15 protein-coding genes and 1 riboswitch are annotated in these 17,194 nt (G+C 71.4%); of the genes, 4 read left to right on the forward strand and 11 right to left on the reverse strand.

The features are described 5' to 3' along the window. Positions 1-95 precede the first annotated feature (95 nt). Positions 96-1,055 carry an alpha/beta hydrolase gene (locus B5557_RS06620; protein ID WP_079658236.1) on the forward strand — a complete coding sequence of 320 codons (960 nt, stop codon included), beginning with the start codon at positions 96-98 and terminating at the stop codon, positions 1,053-1,055. Between the two features lie 112 nt (positions 1,056-1,167). Here the strand turns inward: B5557_RS06620 and B5557_RS06625 are convergent, their stop codons facing one another. Continuing rightward, a complete protein-coding gene (locus tag B5557_RS06625; RefSeq protein ID WP_079658237.1) occupies positions 1,168-2,397 on the reverse strand; it encodes an MBL fold metallo-hydrolase in 1,230 nt (409 codons plus the stop codon). 185 nt (positions 2,398-2,582) lie between these two features. Here B5557_RS06625 and B5557_RS06630 point away from each other — a divergent pair, with 185 nt between their 5' ends. Next, a complete protein-coding gene (locus B5557_RS06630; RefSeq protein WP_079658238.1) occupies positions 2,583-3,806 on the forward strand; it encodes a glutamate dehydrogenase in 1,224 nt (407 codons plus the stop codon). A gap of 9 nt (positions 3,807-3,815) precedes the next feature. Beyond that, positions 3,816-4,436: a TetR/AcrR family transcriptional regulator gene (locus B5557_RS06635; protein ID WP_079658239.1), complete on the forward strand. Its 621-nt coding sequence runs from the start codon at positions 3,816-3,818 to the stop codon at positions 4,434-4,436. Between the two features lie 144 nt (positions 4,437-4,580). Here B5557_RS06635 and B5557_RS06640 read toward each other — a convergent pair whose 3' ends face one another. From B5557_RS06640 to B5557_RS06665, 6 genes are all read right to left on the reverse strand, one after another. Further along, positions 4,581-5,330: an SIMPL domain-containing protein gene (locus B5557_RS06640; protein WP_079658240.1), complete on the reverse strand. Its 750-nt coding sequence runs from the start codon at positions 5,328-5,330 to the stop codon at positions 4,581-4,583. Between the two features lie 165 nt (positions 5,331-5,495). Then, positions 5,496-6,281 (reverse strand): SGNH/GDSL hydrolase family protein, encoded by a 786-nt coding sequence (locus B5557_RS06645; RefSeq protein ID WP_079658241.1) that lies wholly within the window; start codon positions 6,279-6,281, stop codon positions 5,496-5,498. Between the two features lie 126 nt (positions 6,282-6,407). Continuing rightward, positions 6,408-7,115 (reverse strand): DUF6250 domain-containing protein, encoded by a 708-nt coding sequence (locus tag B5557_RS06650; RefSeq protein ID WP_079658242.1) that lies wholly within the window; start codon positions 7,113-7,115, stop codon positions 6,408-6,410. A 70-nt stretch (positions 7,116-7,185) separates the two neighbouring features. After that, entirely contained in the window at positions 7,186-8,262 is a 1,077-nt protein-coding gene (locus tag B5557_RS06655) for a GDSL-type esterase/lipase family protein (protein ID WP_079658243.1), read from the reverse strand. Between the two features lie 283 nt (positions 8,263-8,545). Beyond that, positions 8,546-9,451 (reverse strand): M23 family metallopeptidase, encoded by a 906-nt coding sequence (locus B5557_RS06660; RefSeq protein ID WP_079658244.1) that lies wholly within the window; start codon positions 9,449-9,451, stop codon positions 8,546-8,548. Positions 9,452-9,453: 2 nt separating this feature from the next. Continuing rightward, positions 9,454-9,613, reverse strand: a riboswitch (cyclic di-AMP (ydaO/yuaA leader). 304 nt (positions 9,614-9,917) lie between these two features. Then, on the reverse strand, positions 9,918-11,993 hold the full coding sequence (locus B5557_RS06665; protein WP_079658245.1) for an alpha-galactosidase: 2,076 nt from the start codon (positions 11,991-11,993) through the stop codon (positions 9,918-9,920). 235 nt (positions 11,994-12,228) lie between these two features. Between B5557_RS06665 and B5557_RS06670 the strand changes: the two genes are divergently transcribed. Continuing rightward, positions 12,229-13,026, forward strand: coding sequence for a tyrosine-protein phosphatase (locus tag B5557_RS06670; RefSeq protein ID WP_079658246.1), 798 nt, complete (start codon positions 12,229-12,231; stop codon positions 13,024-13,026). A 35-nt stretch (positions 13,027-13,061) separates the two neighbouring features. Here B5557_RS06670 and B5557_RS06675 read toward each other — a convergent pair whose 3' ends face one another. From B5557_RS06675 to dxs, 4 genes are all read right to left on the reverse strand, one after another. After that, complete coding sequence (locus tag B5557_RS06675; RefSeq protein WP_079658247.1) at positions 13,062-13,184, reverse strand: DUF6126 family protein; 123 nt, start codon at positions 13,182-13,184, stop codon at positions 13,062-13,064. Further along, positions 13,181-13,813: a helix-turn-helix domain-containing protein gene (locus B5557_RS06680; protein WP_079658248.1), complete on the reverse strand. Its 633-nt coding sequence runs from the start codon at positions 13,811-13,813 to the stop codon at positions 13,181-13,183. The genes B5557_RS06675 and B5557_RS06680 overlap by 4 nt, the downstream gene beginning before the upstream one ends. Before the next feature lie 74 nt (positions 13,814-13,887). Continuing rightward, the gene (locus B5557_RS06685; protein WP_079658249.1) at positions 13,888-15,273 is read right to left on the reverse strand and encodes an aspartate aminotransferase family protein; all 1,386 of its coding nucleotides are present in this window, start codon (positions 15,271-15,273) and stop codon (positions 13,888-13,890) included. Continuing rightward, on the reverse strand, positions 15,270-17,192 hold the full coding sequence (gene dxs, locus B5557_RS06690) for a 1-deoxy-D-xylulose-5-phosphate synthase (RefSeq protein WP_079658250.1): 1,923 nt from the start codon (positions 17,190-17,192) through the stop codon (positions 15,270-15,272). Before dxs ends, B5557_RS06685 begins: the two co-directional genes overlap by 4 nt. Positions 17,193-17,194 lie beyond the last annotated feature (2 nt).

Below are 17,194 nucleotides of genomic sequence, written 5' to 3' on the forward strand. Positions count from 1 at the left end.
GCGCTGCCGAGCGTCGTCCGGTCGGCGCTGGAGAAGACCGGCCGCGCGGGGTCGCACCGCCGAATCCTCCGCAGGTGTAACCCGAGGAGAGTCTCGTGCCCTTGGACCGTTTCATCCGTGCCCTGATCAAATGGCAGGCCGCCGATCGGCCCGCACCGGCGCGCACGCTCACCGTGGAGGCGGTACGCCGCCGCTACGCCGACGGCGCCGCCCGCTCGCGGGGCCGCACCGCGCCGCAGCCGGTCGGCGCGGTGACGGATCAGCTGATCGACGGCCACGGCGGCAGGTTCGGCGTCCGGACGTATCTGCCGGTGGCCGACCGGGGCCGGCTCGTGACGTATCTGCACGGCGGGGGCTGGATGACCGGCGATGTCGACACCCACGATGCGGTGTGCCGTCGCATCGCCGCCGCTCTCGGAGCGGTCGTCGTCTCCGTCGACTACCGCCGCGCGCCCGAACACCCGTATCCCGGCCCGCTCCAGGACGGGATCGCCGCATCCGAATGGGCGGCCGCCGCCCATCCCGGGCGCGACCACGTCATCGGCGGCGACAGCGCAGGGGGAGCGCTGGCGCTGGCCATCGCGATGCACCACCGCGACCACGACGGGATCAGGTTCGCCGCGCAGTTGATGGTCTATCCACCGGCCGATCCGGACATGAAGTCGGATTCAATGCGCGCCTACGGAACGGGATACCTGGCGGAAGCCGATGATCTGCGCTGGTACTACGAGCAGTACGTGCCGGATCCAAGGCACCTCGCGGACCCGGCGATCGATCTGCTCAACGCCGACCATCGCGGGCTGGCGCCGACGGTGATCGGCACCGCCGAATTCGACGCGCTGCATGACGAGGGCGTCGAACTGGCGGCCCGTTTGACCGCCGCCGGCGTTTCTGTGCATCACGTTCCGGCGCCGGGCCTGGTGCACGGATATCTCCTCATGGCCGACGTCGTGCCGGCGGCCGCGGAGGCGACGTCCGAAGTGCTCGCGGCAGTCGAGCGGACGCTGACCTCGGCGCCGATGGCGCACGAGGACCTGTCCGGCTCCTCTCGCTGAGGCACGGCATACGTCATGGGCGGCGGCACGGCTCACGCGGCACGGCTCCGTGCGCACGGCGCGCCGGGGGCGGGGGTGCCGTCGTTCGATTCGTTCCCGCGCCGATCCGCGATCAGCCCTCGCCCACCAGATCGAGGTCTTCGCGGGTCGTCTTCAGCGCGAGTACCGGGACGGGCCAGCGACGGTTGAGGGGCGCCGAGACATCCCGCCACCAGGGATGCGTGGGAACGTCGCCCGCGGGCTCGAACGGCAGGCCAGGGACGGGCAGGGCGACCGTCTGGCCGACGGCCTTCGCGGCGGCCAGCGTCCACTCGCCGGGCTCCGCCCACGGGTGGAGCGACAGGTTGAACGAACCCCAGTGGATCGGGAGCAGAACCCCGCCCGCCTCGCCTCCTTGCAGGTCGAGGTGGGTCTGGACGCCCTGAGCGGGATTCATGTGAATGTCCGGCCAGCCGCCCGGGAGCGGCTCGGTGTCGGGGTTGTCGTCGGGCCAGAAGTCCGAGTACGCGCCGATCTGGATCATCGTCGCGTCGAACGGGCCGTGGTCGGCGCCGATGTCCTTGAAGCCCTCGAAGTAGCCGGTGTCGCCGCTGTGGTAGATCCGGTGCTCCTCACCGGCGACGACCCAGGAGGCCCACAGGGTGTGCTGGGTGTTGCGCAGGCCGCGGCCGCAGAAGTGGCGGGCGGGGGTGGCGGTCAGGGTGAGGCCGCCGACCTTCGTCGCCTCGTGCCAGTCCAACTCGCGCAGCCGGTCGGCGGAGACGCCCCAGTGTTCGAGGTGGGCGCCCACGCCGAGCGGCACGGCGAACACGGTGTCCGTGTCGGCCAGCGCCTTGATCGTGGGCATGTCCAGGTGGTCGTAGTGGTCGTGCGAGATGACGACGACGTCCACCGGGCCCAGAGCGGCCAGCGGGAGCGGCACCGGATGCAGCCGCTTGGGTCCCGCGAAGGGGAACGGGGAGCAGCGCATGCCCCAGACCGGGTCGAACAGGACGCGCTGCCCGTCGATCTCCGCGAGCACCCCGGCATGCCCCACCCACGTCAGGCGCAGGCCCGTGGCGGGCGGCGCGGCGAGGTCGGCGAGGGTGGTGGCGTGCACCGGGATCCTCCCCGTGGGCGCACGGCGGGAACGCTGCTCCTTGTCCAGGAAGTTCTTGGCGAAGTCGATCATCCCGCCGCCCGAGGGGCGGATCCGCGCCGGGCCGCCGGGGTTCTGGAACACCCCGTCCTTGAAGTGGGGCGATCTGCGGATGCGCGCCATGCGCTCACCGCTTGGGTCCGCGCCGAAGGCCTCGGGCTGCGGAGCGCGGAGCCCGAAGCTCATGGAACGGAAACCGGACACGGTACCTCCAGGTGGAGTCGCTGAGGCATTCCATTATGGGCGCCCCCTCCGACAACACGGGTTCGTCCTGGTCACCCTCGGCCCGCGAGCCCGCTTTGACACAGCGCGGCCGACCTTTCGATACTGACCCACTGTTCAGTACCAGCCGTTTCCCGAACACCGCTTCCGCCGGTCGAGGAGCCCGTATGACCACCCCCTTCCTGTCGCTCACCTGGACCGACCACGTCACCGGCCGCCAAGGCTTCCTGGTCGTCGACCGGCTCGTGCGCGGTGTGTGCAGCGGCGGGCTGCGGATGCGGCCGGGCTGCTCCCTTCAGGAGGTGGCCGGGCTCGCCCACGGCATGAGCCTCAAGGAGGCCCTGCACTACGACCCCGAGGCCCGCTACGTCCCGCTGGGCGGCGCCAAGGGAGGCATCGACTGCGATCCCCGGGATCCGCAGGCGTACGGGCTGCTGGTGCGGTACCTGCGCGCGGTGCGGCCGTACGTGGAGAGCTGCTGGACCACCGGCGAGGATCTGGGCCTGACCCAGGACCTGGTGGACCGGGCCGCGGCCGAGGCGGGTCTCGTCTCGTCCGTGCAGGCGGTCTACCCGCTCCTCGACGACGAGGCGGCCGCCCGCGCGCGGCTCGCGGCCGCCTTCGCCGTCGAGGTGGACGGCATCGGCCTGGACGAGCTGGTCGGCGGTCTGGGGGTCGCCGAGTCCGTGCTGACCGCCCTGGACCGGGCCGGGGAGGCGTACGCCGGGACGCGGGTCGCCCTGCAGGGGCTGGGCACGATGGGCGGGGCCACGGCGCGGTTCCTCACGCGCGCGGGGCTGACGGTCGTGGCCGTCGCCGACATCAAGGGCACGATCGCCAACCCGGCCGGTCTGGACGTGGAGGCGCTGCTGGCCGCGCGGGACGCGCACGGCGCCGTGGACCGTGCCGTACTGCGCCCCGGGGACCGTGAGCTGCCGGGCGACGCCTGGCTGTCGGTGGACGCGGAGGTGCTCGTGCCGGCCGCCGTGTCGTACGCGATCGGGGTCGAGGAGCAGGAGTTCATCGGCGCGCGGTGGATCGCCGAGGCGGCCAACATGCCCGTCCTCCCCGAGGCGGAGAAGCTGCTGCACGCGCGCGGGGTGATCGTGCTGCCCGACGTCGTCGTCAACTCGGGGACGAACGCCTGGTGGTGGTGGACGCTGTTCGGCGACATAGGCGCGGACGCCGAGGAGGCCTTCGCGTACACGCGCCGTTCGATGCGTGCCCTGGTGGAGCTGGTGCTGGCCCGCGCGGAGACCGACGGGACGACGCCCCGGGCCGCCGCGCACACGATCGCCGCCCGGCGGCTGCCAGTGATCGCGGAACGGTTCGGCCACCACCGGCCGGCGCCGAACGCGCACGCACCGGCGAGGTGCGCGCCGACGGATTAGGGTGACGGCGTGGCGAGGGTCCGGTTGAGTGTGGCCGAGCGGCGGGAGGAACTGCTGCGGGCCGCCATCGAACAGATCGGGGCGCGGGGCGTGGCGGCGGTCAGGATCGCCGACGTCGCCGCGGCCCTCGGGGTGAGCAACGCGCTGGTGCTCTACCACTTCTCGACGAAGGAGAAGCTGGTCGCCGACGCGTTCGCCTACGCGGCCGAGGACGATCTGGCGCGGCTGCGCAAGCTGGTGGGCCGGCGCACCACGGCGCTGCGCCGACTGCGGTCGGCCGTGCGCTGGTACGCGCCCACGGGGCAGGCCAAGGGCTGGCGGCTGTGGATCGAGGGGTGGGCGGTGTCGCTGCGCGAGCCCGCGCTGCGGGAGGTCGCCCGGGACCTGGACAAGGAGTGGAAGGCCGCGCTCGCCGAGGTGATCGCGGAGGGCGTGGCAGCGGGCGAGTTCCGCTGCCCGGACCCGGCGGGCACGGCGCTGCGACTGACGGCCCTGATGGACGGGCTGGCCGTACAGCTGACGTCCTACGCGGGCGCGGTGTCCCGGACCCGCGCACAGGAATGGGTCGACGAGGCCCTGACCCGGGAACTCGGCCTGCCCCCAGAAACATTGAGCACCCAGAACCCCTGAGCCTCCGGCCCACGGCCTGACCACCGAGCCGACCCGCTCGGCCCGGCTCGTTCACCGCGGTCACCGTCACCCGGATGTCACCGGGCGCGCCGGGCAGGGCGTCGATGCCGAGGCACGAGGCATGGCGAGCGGGACCGGCCCGGCTCAGTCCAGTTCGTACACCGCCGTCACCGTCGCCGTCGCACGGATCTCGCCGGGGGCTACCGGCACGGCGCTGATGCCGGGGGTTTCGGCGGACGAGGGGACGGGGTGCGGGGAGGTGGAGGCGTCCTCGCTGAATGAGACGAGGCGGCCGAGCCGGCGGCCGCTGAGGCGGGCGTACTGCTCGGCCTTGGCGTGGGCGTCGTCGTGCGCGGCCTCGCGGGCGCGGGCCCGCAGCGGGGCGGGGTCGGAGAGGTCGAAGGCCACGGAGTTGATGCGGGCCGCGTCACCGGCGGCGTCGGTGATGGCCTGTAGGACCGCGCCGGTCCTCGCCACCTGGCGCACCTTCACCGAGAAGGACTGCGCGGCCTGGTAGCCCTTCAGGCGCGCGGTGCTGCCCGTGTAGTCGTAGACGGGGTTGAGGGAGACGCTCTGCGTGCGGATGTCCCGGTCGGCGACGCCCTGGGCGCGGACGGCGGCCAGCAGCGCGGCGGCCGCCTTGTTCTGGGTGTCCAGCGCCGCCTGCGAGGTCTTCGCGGAGGCCTCGACGCCGGCGCCGACGACCGCGAGGTCGGGCGCCGCGCTCGCGCTGCCCTCCCCGCTCACCGTGACGGTGGCCGGGCTGGCGGGTGCGAGCCGGACGGCCGGTGCGAGCCGGCCGGCCGCGGTGGCCGTGGGCGCGGCGAGTGCCGGGATGCCCAGGGCGAGCAGGGAGACGAGAGCCGCGGCGAGGGGCGTACGGGCAAGGGGCATGCGGGACCGGTCCTTGGAGGTGTCGGGCGGGGGCAGGTACGGGTGCGGTCATCCCAGCACCCGTACCTGCCGCTGCCCGCGCACCACTCCCGTGCGCTCACCTCACTGGTGGAGCCGGCCCCTGGCGGGCACCCGCTCAGGCCCCCTCGGGCCCCTCGGGCCCGCTCAGGCCACGGCCGCGATCCGCATCCTGATGTCGTCCGGCGACAGCGTGCCCTTGGCGGTCACGTGGTCACCGGAGGACTCCCCGCGCAGCCGGCGCCCGATCCAGGGCACCAGATACTCGCGCGCCCAGTGGACGTCGTCGCGCCGTACGTCGAGGGTGCCGCGCGGCGGGAGCGGCGGCCAGGCCTGTTCCGGGTCGGCCGGTACCTGGAGGCCGAGGGCCTGCCCCGCGCGCAGCGCCACGCGCGTGTGCCCCTCCGGGGAGAGGTGGAGCCGGTCGCCGTCCCAGGCCCTGCGGTCCTGCACGGACTTCAGGGACCACAGGTCGAGCACCGGGCAGCCGTACCGGTCGGCGACGGCACGGACATGCCCGTTGTAGGTGGCGATCTTGCCGCGCAGGTGCTTGAGCACAGGAACGCCACGGGTGTCGAAGCCGGTGGTCACCATGACCGTGCCGGCTGCGGCGGTCAGGGACGCGATCGCGCGCTCGAAGCGCTCTGCGACCTCGTCCGGGTCGGTGCCGGGACGAAGGATGTCGTTGCCGCCCGCACAGAAGGAGACCAGGTCCGGGGCGAGCCGCACCGCCCTGGGGAGTTGGTCCTCCACGATCTGGTCGAGCAGCTTTCCGCGGACCGCGAGGTTGGTGTAGTTGAAATCGCCTTCGGGCCGCAGGTCCGCGAGAAGCACCGCGAACCGGTCGGCCCAGCCGACGAACGCCCCGTCGGGGCCGGGGTCGCCGACGCCCTCGGTGAAGCTGTCCCCCACCGCCACGTACGACCCGATCACTGATCTGTTGTCATTCTTCGAATCGTCTGCCACAGCAGTTCATGATTCACCTTCGAATGTGACTTACGCGACCGTAGGAAGGGGTTGACGGTCGGTGATATAAGCCACTGCTAAAGAGTTGGCCAATCAGGGAATAAGGGACCACACCCGGAAGTCGTTGATGCGGAAGTGGCTCCACGTGGTCCGGAACGCGAAGTGCCCTGCGGTGTACGGCTCCGGGTCGGTGTAGTCGAAGACGAGCCGCCCGTTGTTCCACCAGCGCACGGCCGAGCCGTCGGAGACGATGCGCACATGGTTCGGCTCGTTCGCCACGAGCAGCGGCTCGGTGTAGTCGTAGATCAGCGGGCGCACCCCGGCCTCGCCGACGTAGCGGCGCAGTCGGGTGGTGGTGTTGGTGTTGGCGCCGTAACCGGCGTAGTACGTCTTGAGGTAGTCGTACTCGGCCAGGGCTCCGCCGCGCGGGGTGGCGAAGAGGTCGTCCGGGGAACGGACGTCGACGGCGTTCCAGAAGTTGTTGAGGTCGGACACACGGTCGTTGACCCCACCCGCGGAGACGGGCGTGGCGACGTATTCGAGGACGTACGGTCCTTCGAGCGGCCGCCTGAACCAGATCGTGGCCCCGGCGGGTACATCGACCTCCAGGGCGCCGCGGGAGGCGGTGACGGTCCCGCCCTTCTCCTGTTCCACGGCCCACTTGCGCAGACCGTGGCGGAAGTCGTCGTGGGCGATCAGCCGGCGGTGGCCCGGTGAGGCGCTCGCGGCGCCCGCGGGGGCGAGGGCGGCCAGGGCGGCGCCGGCGGCGAGGGCTCCGAATGCTCTGCGCGTGGTCGACACGGGAAGCGGCTCCTTCAGTGGGCGGGGTGGGTGAGGGTGACGGCGGCGGCTCTTCGGCGGCGGGTGGCGTTCACTGGCGACCCTGCGCGAGGTTCCCGATGAGGGCGACGAGGCGGTCGGCCGCCTTGCGGTGGCCTTGGGCGCTCGGGTGGACGGCACCGTGGAAGTCGCCGTCCGCCGCCGAGAGCCAGCCGGTCGTGTCGACGAACTCCGTGCGGGAATCGGCGAGTTCGGCGACCACCGCGGCGATGTCGGCGGCGTGCGACCCGTCGAAGGGACGCAGGGCGAAGATGCGGGCGTGCGGGGCGGCCGACCGCAAGCGCTCCAGGTAGGCGCGGTAGGCGGCACGGAACTCGGTCGAGCCGTAGGCGGCGTCGTTGGTGCCCTGGTTGACGACGATCACGTCGGCGTCGCGGTCCGGGCGCGCCGGGGAGCCCGCGAAGTTCCAGCCGTACGCGTCACCGGCGGTCGGCACTCCCCCGTTCCCGGTCTGGAGCACACCCTGCCGCCCGAACCCGACCTGGGTGAGCGAGGCATGCAGGGCGTCGGCGACGAGGGTCGGGTACGCGGCCGTCCCGTCGGCACAGTCGGAGGTGTTGACCTCGCAGAGCGCCATCACACCCTGGGTGATGGAGTCGCCATAGAAAGCCAACTCACGTGCCGTGACGGGAGGTTGTCCGAGGAGACGGCCCTTGAGTCCGGTCAGGACGACCCCGGTCTCCAGCGGGGGCGTCCACCGGCCGGCCCGCGAGTGGACGTCCTTCACGGACAGCTCCACCGTGTGCGGGCCCCGCCCGGTCGACGTGATCGCGAGATCGGCGCGGTCGATGGCGTGCAGCTGTTTCGGGCCTCCGTCGACCGACACGTACACCTGTGCGGGCACGGTGATCGACGAGACGTCGAACAGGGCGTGGACGGCGCCGCCCGCGAATCGGAACCGCAGCCGAGAACCGGAGTTGACGGTGATCGCGGCCTCGCCGGTTCGGCCCCAGTGCCCCTCGTAGACGAGTCGCCGATCGTCGGGACGGACGAGGTCCGTGCCGCCGGACGCGGCCGCGGCGGACGGTGCGGCGCCGGTGAGGAGCGCCACGGCCGCCGCAGTGCTCAGGAACCGGTTGATGACGGTGCGTCGGTCGGCGCCGGACACGGGACCTCCGAAGAACGGTAGAAAGCGCTTGCTCCCTGACGGAGATCACTGTGGCCCCACCCTGACCCGCCTGTCGAGGGGACGAAAGGGGCTGCCACACGACCGCAACGAAACGATCATGAACACGCAAGGCCCGGTCGGCGGGCCCGGCACACGGACACACCGAAGGCCGGACCCGGGGATCGGGGTCCGGCCTTCGGCTGCGTGTCAGGCGTGTCAGGCGCGTGGCGCGCCAAGCGCGGTCAGGCGCGGTCAGACGTGTGGCGTGCGGTCGTCGGCGGGGTCAGCCGACGACGACACCGTGCGAGCGGAGATAGGCGACCGGGTCCACGTCCGAGCCGTAGTCCGGCGTGGTACGGATCTCGAAGTGCAGGTGCGGGCCGGTCACGTTGCCGGTCGCACCGGACAGGCCGATCTGCTGGCCCTCGGTCACGGTCTGGCCGGGCGAGACGGAGAGCTGCGAGAGGTGACCGTACTGGGCGTAGTAGCCGTCGGCGAGCTTGATGACGACCTGGTTGCCGTACGCGCCGCCCCAGCCCGCGGAGACGACGGTGCCCGCGCCCACGGCCTTGAGGGAGGTGCCGGTCGGGACGACGAAGTCGACGCCGGTGTGGTAGCCGCTGGACCACATGCTGCCGGCCACGTGGTAACCGGTTCCGATGGTCGCGCCGGCCACGGGCAGGGTGTAACCGCTGGAGGTGCTGGTGGTCTTCTCGGCGGCCTGGGTGGGCGCCTGCGTCGGGGCGGACGAAGAGGACGAACCCGACGACGACTTGGTGCCGCCGGTCGTGGCTTTCTTGCCGATCGAGAGCTTCAGGCCGGGGTGGATCAGCGACGGGTCGCCGCCGATGGCCGCACGGTTGTCCTGGTACAGCTTCTGCCAGCCGCCGCTGACGTTCTGCTCGTCGGCGATCTTCGAGAGGTAGTCGCCGGACCGCACGGTGTAGGTTCGGGTGCCCGTGGCGGCGGCCTTCTTCTGCGCCACCGGAACGGACTGCACGGCCTTTTCCGAAACAGACTGCGCGACCGTCTGCGCGACCGACTGGGAAGCCGAATGGACGGGGGCGGCGTGGGCGCCGGTGGCGCCTATGAGCGGAAGGGCGAGCGCGGCGCCGCCGGTTCCGGCGACGGCGATGGAACGGGTGAAGCGCTGGGACTTGGGACGGCGGTGCTTACCCTTCGCGGGCATGAAGAATTCCTCTCCGGCGCCTGCGAGGTGAGCTGTCGGGTGCGGACTGGAGATGTCCGGCCGCGCCGAGGCGCGGCTTTACCCCAAGCCTGTTCCGGGACCGGAACAGGCGGTTCTGCCTGTGGGTCCCCCGCTCCTGCCGGGTACGGGTGAGTGTGCGGACACCGGACGGCGGCAGGATTGGGCGTCCGTCCGGATTGGTGTGGAACGTAAGCGACCAGGACGCACAGGGACAAGCAGAGGTTGCACGGACAACGCATTTCTCTTGATCCGCTGCGCGAATTCCCGGTCACGCTCCGTCAATCAATAGGCCCGCTTTTCGTCAAACCCCCTTGAAAAACACGCAAATTACGTGAGCATGGCACACGACGTACGGTCACGAATATGACGCTGCTCACGCGAGACTTCCCCAGGTTTCCTTATTCCGCAGCGAGTTGGAATTAAGGTTCCAATTCGGACAGAACCCTCAGATACGTCGCAGTCGGATAACCGTCGCATCAAGGTCGCCCCGCAGTCCGGTCCGCAGCCCGCGGTGCAGCAGCACGGCCCCTCGGTGCACTTCGCCCGTTTCACGGCATTCGTACGACGCTGTCGGGTCGAGCCCGCGCAGCCGAAGCGCCGGAACGGGCTCGCCGAACCGCTGTGCCTGAAGCCAGGCGAGGACGACCGCCTCGTCGCCGCGTACGTACTGGACGGCGCTCAGGCCACCGGCCGGCGGCCGCAGCCGATAGAGGTCGCCATGCTGCACGAGAGGCCGGATCTCCTTGTAGAGGCCCACCCACTCGCGCGCCTCGGCCAGCTCCTCCTCGCTCCATTCGGAGAGGTCCCCTCCGACGCCGAGCACCCCGGCCATGGCGCTTACGAACCGGAAGCGCAGCGAGCTGACCCGGCCGTTGAGCTGGGCGTTCGGGCTGTCCGTGACCCAGGCGGCCATGACCCTGGCGGGGTGGATCTGACTGAAGCCGTGCTGGATGTCGAGCCGGTCGAGGGGGTCGGTGTTGTCGGAGGTCCACACCTGGTCGGTGCGGCTCATGATGCCGAGGTCGATGCGTCCGCCGCCGCCCGAGCAGGACTCGAAGGCGACGCCCGGGTGGGCGGCCCGCAGCCGGTCCAGCAGGGCGTAGAGGGCCCGCACATGGTCCACCCAGAGGCGCTGCGGGTAGGGATCGTCCGGCCAGCCGGCGTCGGTGAAACAGCGGTTGAAGTCCCACTTCACGTAGTCGACGGGGGCGCTGGACAGGAGGGCGTCGAGCTGTTCCCAGAGGTACTCCTGGACGTCCTCGCGCGCGAGGTTCAGTACGAGCTGATTGCGGAACTCCGTCCGCTTTCGTCCCGTTTGGAACTGCACCCAGTCGGGGTGCGCCCGGTACAGGTCGCTGTCGGGGTTGACCATCTCGGGCTCGACCCAGATGCCGAACTGCATACCGAGGGCGTGCACATAGTCGGCGAGCGGCTTCAGCCCCTTCGGGAAGCGGTCGGGGTTGGGCCGCCAGTCACCGAGCCCGGCGTGGTCGCCGGTGCGCGCCCCGAACCAGCCGTCGTCGACGACGAACAGCTCGACGCCGATCGCCGCGGCGCGCCGGGCGAGGGTCGCCTGCTGCTCCTCGGAGATGTCGAAGTAGGTGGCCTCCCAGGAGTTGAAGAGCACCGGCCGGTCCCCCTCGGCGTCCGGGATCACGTGCGCCCGCTGGTAGGCGTGCCAGGTGCGGCTCGCCCCGCCGAACCCGGCGTCGCTCCACAGACCGGCGAAGACGGGCGTGATGAAGGACTCCCCCGTCGCCAGGCGCAGCAGGCCCGAGTCGTCGTAGCCGGCGCCACCGGTGATCTGCACGCGCGCGTCGGGGAGCTGGGCGACGGCGATCCGCCAGGAGCCCGACCAGCCGAGGGCACAGCCGTAGACCTCGCCGCGTTCCTCGGTCGCGTCGGTGTCCAGGGCGACCCAGGGCAGATGCTGGTGCCCCGTGTGGCCGCGGCGGCTGCCGATGACCTTCTCACCGTAGGTGAGGGGGGAGACGGTGAGCCGGGACTCCGCGGCCCAGCGGCCGTGCAGCTGCGACAGCCGCCAGCCCTCGCGCTCGGGCAGGGTCCAGACAGCGGAGTCGGCGCGCAGCAGCTCCAGCGGCCGCTCGTCCTCGTTGCGCAGGGTCGTCCAGCGTTCGACGACGTCTCCTCGCATCCGGTAGTGCAGGGTGACGGCGAGCCCGCCGTCCCGGAAGCGCAGCCGCAGACCGTCGCCGTCTACCTCGTACGCCTCGAAGGTCCACTCGGTGCCGCGCCGCTCTTCGGTGCGCACGGACAGGGCGGGCCGGACGAAGCGGGGGCCGCCCTCGACCGGGTACTCCTCGCGGCCGTCGAGCGGGCCCTCGAAGGACGCCCCGCGCTCCGACGGCGGCAGCGCGGCGAGTGCCTCGGCGTCCGCGAGCGCGATGCCCGGGCCCCAGTGCAGGTGGATCAGCTCGTCGGCCTCGGTGAGATGGAGGGCGTAGCTGCTCGTGGGCCCCGAAAGGAGCCAGGTACGGCCGTTGTCGGCGATCTCGGGCATCAAACCCCCACTAATTCGAACAGGTGCAATCAAGCACCAACATCATCGAATGCGGTCGGCCCACCCGGCAACTTCACCCGGGCAATCCTGTGGACAACTCCTCACCTGGGCGGACGTCCGGTTCGCCGGCCTGTGGACAACCCGTTGCCCCGGGAACCCATGTCGTATGGTCGGGAAGGTGTCCCGTCGGCCACCCCGAGCCGCGCCGACGATGACCGACAGGGAGGGAGCCCCAGTGACGCAGCAGATCCCGTCGACCGAGCCCGAGCTGGCCGGCGTGCGCAACTTCCGGGACGTGGGCGGCCTGCCGACCGTCGACGGCCGACGGGTGCGCCACGGCGTGCTGTTCCGCAGCGGCCACCTCGCGCACGCAACCGACGAGGACGCCGCGTTCCTGTCCGGCCTGGGCCTGCACACGATCTTCGACTTCCGCAACGCGGCGGACCAGAAGCTGGAGGGCCCGGACGTCGAGCTGCCGGGCGTGCGCAATGTGAACCTGCCGCTGTCGGACCCGGCGGACGGCTCCGAGTTCTGGAAGATGGTGCGCGACGGCCACATCGACCAGCTGCGCGAGATACTCGGCGACGGCAAGGCCGCGGGCCGGATGATCGCCTCCTACCGCACGATCGTCAAGGAGCGGACGGCGGAGCACTCACGGGTGCTTCACTCGCTCGCCGAGGACAGCGTCCCGGCCCTGATGCACTGCGCGGCGGGCAAGGACCGCGCGGGTCTGTCCATCGCGGTGACGCTGCTCGCCCTGGGCGTGGAGCGCGAGGCGATCCTCGCCGACTACCTGGAGTCCAACGCCAAGCACCGCCGCTACAAGGTGCGCCGCAGCGCCACCTCCGCCGAGGCCTACTCCCCCGAGGTCATGGAGCTGCTCAGCCCCCTGTTCGACGCCCGCGCGGAGTACCTCACGGCGGCGTTCGAGACCATCGAGGAGACCTGGGGCAGCGTCGACGCCTATCTGGAGCAGGGCCTCGGCCTCTCTCCCGAGACCCGCGAGCTGCTGCGCGAGCGGCTCCTCGACTGACAGCCGCTCCGGCACCGACCCCGCACCGCAGGGCCCTACTGGCTGGCCCCCACCTCGAACAGCAGCCAGAGGAAGCCGGCGAAGAGGTGCCCCACGGCGATGTAGATGATCAGCCGGATCCACAGGGTGCGGGGGAACTTCTCCTCGAAGTCGCTCATGGCGTCTCTCCGGTCTCTGAAGGGGTCGGGCCCAGGCACAGCGTGGCCGTGGGGCTCTGCAGCAGGGTGTGGACGAAGAGGAGCTCGACCCCGTCGGCGTCCTGTGCGGCGATGCGGTGCGGGGTCAGCGAGTCGAAGTGCGCGCTGTCACCGGGCCCGAGCAGTTCCGTGGTGTCCCCGAGGCGCAGCCGCAGCCGGCCCCGCAGGACGTGCAGCCACTCCTCCCCGGGGTGCACCCGCACGATGTCGCCCTGGGAGCCGTACGGGACATGGACGCGCAGGGCCTGCATCCCGCGCCCGGAGGCGCCGGCCTGCCAGTACGTCCAGCCGCCCGCGCGGGTGGGCTCCATGCCGGCGGCGCGCACGACGGCGTCCCGGTCGGCGACCGTCTCGCCGAGCAGTTCCGAGACCGTCGTACCGTAGATGCGGGCGAGCGCGAGCAGCATCGGCAGCGAGGGCTGGCGCAGGCCGGTCTCCAGGCGGGAGAGGTGCCCCGGCGACAGTCCGGCGGCCCGGGCCGCGGCCTCCAGGGTGAGGGCGGTCCGGCGGCGCAGGGCGCGCAGCTGGGGGGCGACGACGGAAAGAGCCTCGGCGTGTTCCGCCGAGGGCTCGGACTCGGGCGAGCTCATGCCTCCATTTCACGCCCGCCTTGCCTCCGGGGCAAATTTCTTGCCCCGGAGGCAAAACGGCCGGCGGGAACGGTTCAGCGGTTGGCCACCGCCTGCTTCACCAGGGTCTTGCTGAAGTCCCACATCAGACCGCCGCCGCTGTGGGCGTCGTCCATCACGGCGGTGAAGGCGTCGACGAACCGGTCCACCTCCCGCTCGCCGACGATCAACGGCGGGATCAGCTTGATCACCTCCAGGTGGTCGCCGGAGACCTGGGTGAGGATCCGGTGCCGCTGCATCAGCGGGACGACCACCATCTGCGCGAACAGTCCCTTGCGGGCCGCCTGGAGCATGGTCCAGCGGCTGCGCAGCTTCAGCGACCTGGGCTTGCCGAACTCGATGCCGATCATCAGGCCCCGGCCGCGGACGTCGGCCAGCAGCTCGTACTTGTCGACCAGGGCGGCGAGCCGGGACCTCAGAGAATCGCCCGTCGCGCGGGCGTTCGCGACGATCTGCTCGTTCTCCATGACGGACAGCACCGCGAGCCCGGCCGCCATGGCCTGCGCGTTGGAGCCGAAGCTCGCCGAGTGCACCAGCACCCGGTCCATCGACGAGTAGACCTTCTTGAAGATCCAGTCCTTGCCAAGGGTGGCGCCCACCGGCACATACCCGCCGGACAGCGCCTTGGCCACGCACACCAGGTCCGGCTCCACGCCCTCCTCGTGCTGGTGGGCGTAGAAGTCGCCGGTCCGGCCGAGGCCCGTCTGCACCTCGTCGGCGATGAGCAGCGCCTTGTGCTTGTGCAGCAGCTCCTGGGCGGCCCGCAGATAGCCGGGCGGCGTCTCGTGCACCCCCTTGCCCTGGATCGGTTCGACGATCAGGGCGGCGACGTCGCCCTTGTGCAACTCCCGTGCCAGCGCGTCGAGATCGCCGAGCGGGACGGCCGTGTCGGGCAGCAGGGGCGCGAACCCGTCCCGGAAGCCGTCCTCGCCGTTCACCGACAGTGAGCCCGTGGTGAGTCCGTGGAAGGCGTGGTCGCAGTACAGGACCCTCGGTCTGCCGGTCGCGTACCGGGCGAACTTCAGCGCGGTCTCCACCGCCTCGGTGCCGCTGTTGCCGAAGAACACCCGGTCCAGGTGCGGGCTGTGCGTGAGGAGCTTCTCGGCCAGCAGTCCGGGCAGCGGCTGGCAGTCGAAGCGGGTGAGGTCGGCGAGCTGGGCGTCCAGGACGTCGTGCAGCGCCTTGCGCACGACGGGGTGGTGGCGGCCCAGGCCCATCACGCCGAACCCGGCGAGCATGTCCAGGTAGTCGTTCCCGTCCGCGTCCCAGAAATACGCGCCCTCGCCGCGTTCGTAGACCTTGTCGAAGCCGATGGTGTGCAGCATGCGCGGCAGTTGGTGGTTGAGGTACCTGCCGTGCAGCTCGTAGCGCTCGGCTCCGCGCTCGGCCAGGAGGGCGCCGAGGTCGAACTCGGTGGTCATTCAGCTTTCTCCTTGACTGCGCCGGCGAGCGGACCGTCGGCGGACCTGACATCCCGGACGGCCAGGCTCGCGCCGATCCGGCCGGCAACCTCGACGGGGGTGAGGCCGATGTCGGCGAGCACCTCACCGCGCTTGGCGTGCGCGAGGAACTGCTCGGGGATCCCGAACCGCCGTACGGGCACGTCGACTTCGGCGTCGCCGAGGGCCAGCGCTACGGCCGAACCGACGCCGGCGGCACGGCTGTTGTCCTCAACGACGGCCACCAGGCGGTGTTCGGCGGCGAGGCCGGGCAGCGCCGGGTCGACGGGTTTGACCCAACGCGGGTCGACGACGGTGCAGTCGACACCCCGGGCCGCCAACAGCTCGGCGGCCTGCAGACACACCGGCGCCATGACGCCGACGGCCACGAGGAGCACCTCCGGGCGTTCGCCCCGGTGCAGCACGTCCATGCCGCCCGCCCGGCCGACCGCGGGGATCTCGGGCCCGACCGACTCCTTCGGGAAGCGGACCAGCGTCGGCGCGTCATCCACCGCGACCGCCTCCCGCAACTGCGCGCGCAGTTGCTCGGCGTCGCGCGGGGCCGCGATGCGCAGTCCCGGGACGACCTGGAGCACGGACATGTCCCACATGCCGTTGTGGGAGGCGCCGTCGACGCCGGTGACCCCGGCCCGGTCCAGCACGAACGTCACCCCGCAGCGGTGCAGTGCCACGTCCATCAGCAGCTGGTCGAAGGCCCGGTTGAGGAACGTGGCGTAGACGGCGACGACCGGGTGCAGGCCCCCGGTCGCCAGGCCGGCCGCGCTCACGGCCGCGTGCTGCTCGGCTATGCCGACGTCCCACACCCGCTCCGGAAAGCGTTCGGCGAACCGGCCGAGCCCCACCGGGTGCAGCATGGCCGCGGTGATCGCCACGACGTCGTCCCGTTCCTCGCCGATCGCCACGATCTCGTCGCCGAACACGGACGTCCAGGACGGCCCGCTGGAGGGGATGAGCGGTGCGCAGGTCAGCGGGTCCATCACGCCGACGGTGTGGAAGTGGTCCTCCTCGTGCGCCAGCGCGGGCTCGTAGCCCCGCCCCTTCTCGGTGAGGCAGTGCACCAGTACCGGCCCGTGGAAGCGCTTGGCCCGGCGCAGCGCTGACTCGACGGCCTTGATGTCGTGCCCGTCGATCGGGCCGACGTACTTCAGGCCGAGGTCCTCGAACATGCCCTGGGGCGCGAAGGCGTCCTTGAAGCCCTTCTTCGCGCCGTGCAGCGACTCGTAGACCGTGTGACCGACCACCGGGGTGCGCAGCAGGACGTCCTTCCCCCAGGCCAGCATCCTCTCGTAGCCGTCGGTCGTGCGCAGGGTCGCCAGATGGTTGGCGAGCCCGCCGATGGTCGGCGCGTAGGAGCGTTCGTTGTCGTTGACGACGATGATCAGCGGCCGGTCCTTGGCGGCGGCGATGTTGTTCAGCGCCTCCCAGGCCATGCCGCCGGTGAGCGCGCCGTCGCCGATGACCGCGACGACATGCCCCTTCTCGCCCTGTACCTGACGGGCCTTGGCCAGCCCGTCGGCCCAGCCGAGCGCGGTCGAGGCGTGCGAGTTCTCGATGACGTCGTGCTCGGACTCCTCACGGGAGGGATAGCCGGACAGGCCGCCCTTGCCGCGCAGCTTGGAGAAGTCCTGACGCCCTGTCAGAAGCTTGTGCACGTAGCTCTGGTGGCCGGTGTCCCACAGGATGCGGTCGACCGGCGACTCGAAGACCCGGTGCAGGGCGATGCTCAGCTCCACCACGCCCAGGTTGGGCCCGAGGTGTCCGCCGGTCCTGGCGACCGCGTGCACCAGGAACTCCCTTATCTCTTCGGACAGTTCACCGAGTTCCGCCTCGGACAGCGCCTTCAGGTCGCGTGGTTGCCGGATGTTCTCCAGGATCGTCACGT

The sequence above is a fragment of the Streptomyces sp. 3214.6 genome, assembly GCF_900129855.1.
GTDB lineage: Bacteria > Actinomycetota > Actinomycetes > Streptomycetales > Streptomycetaceae > Streptomyces > Streptomyces soliscabiei.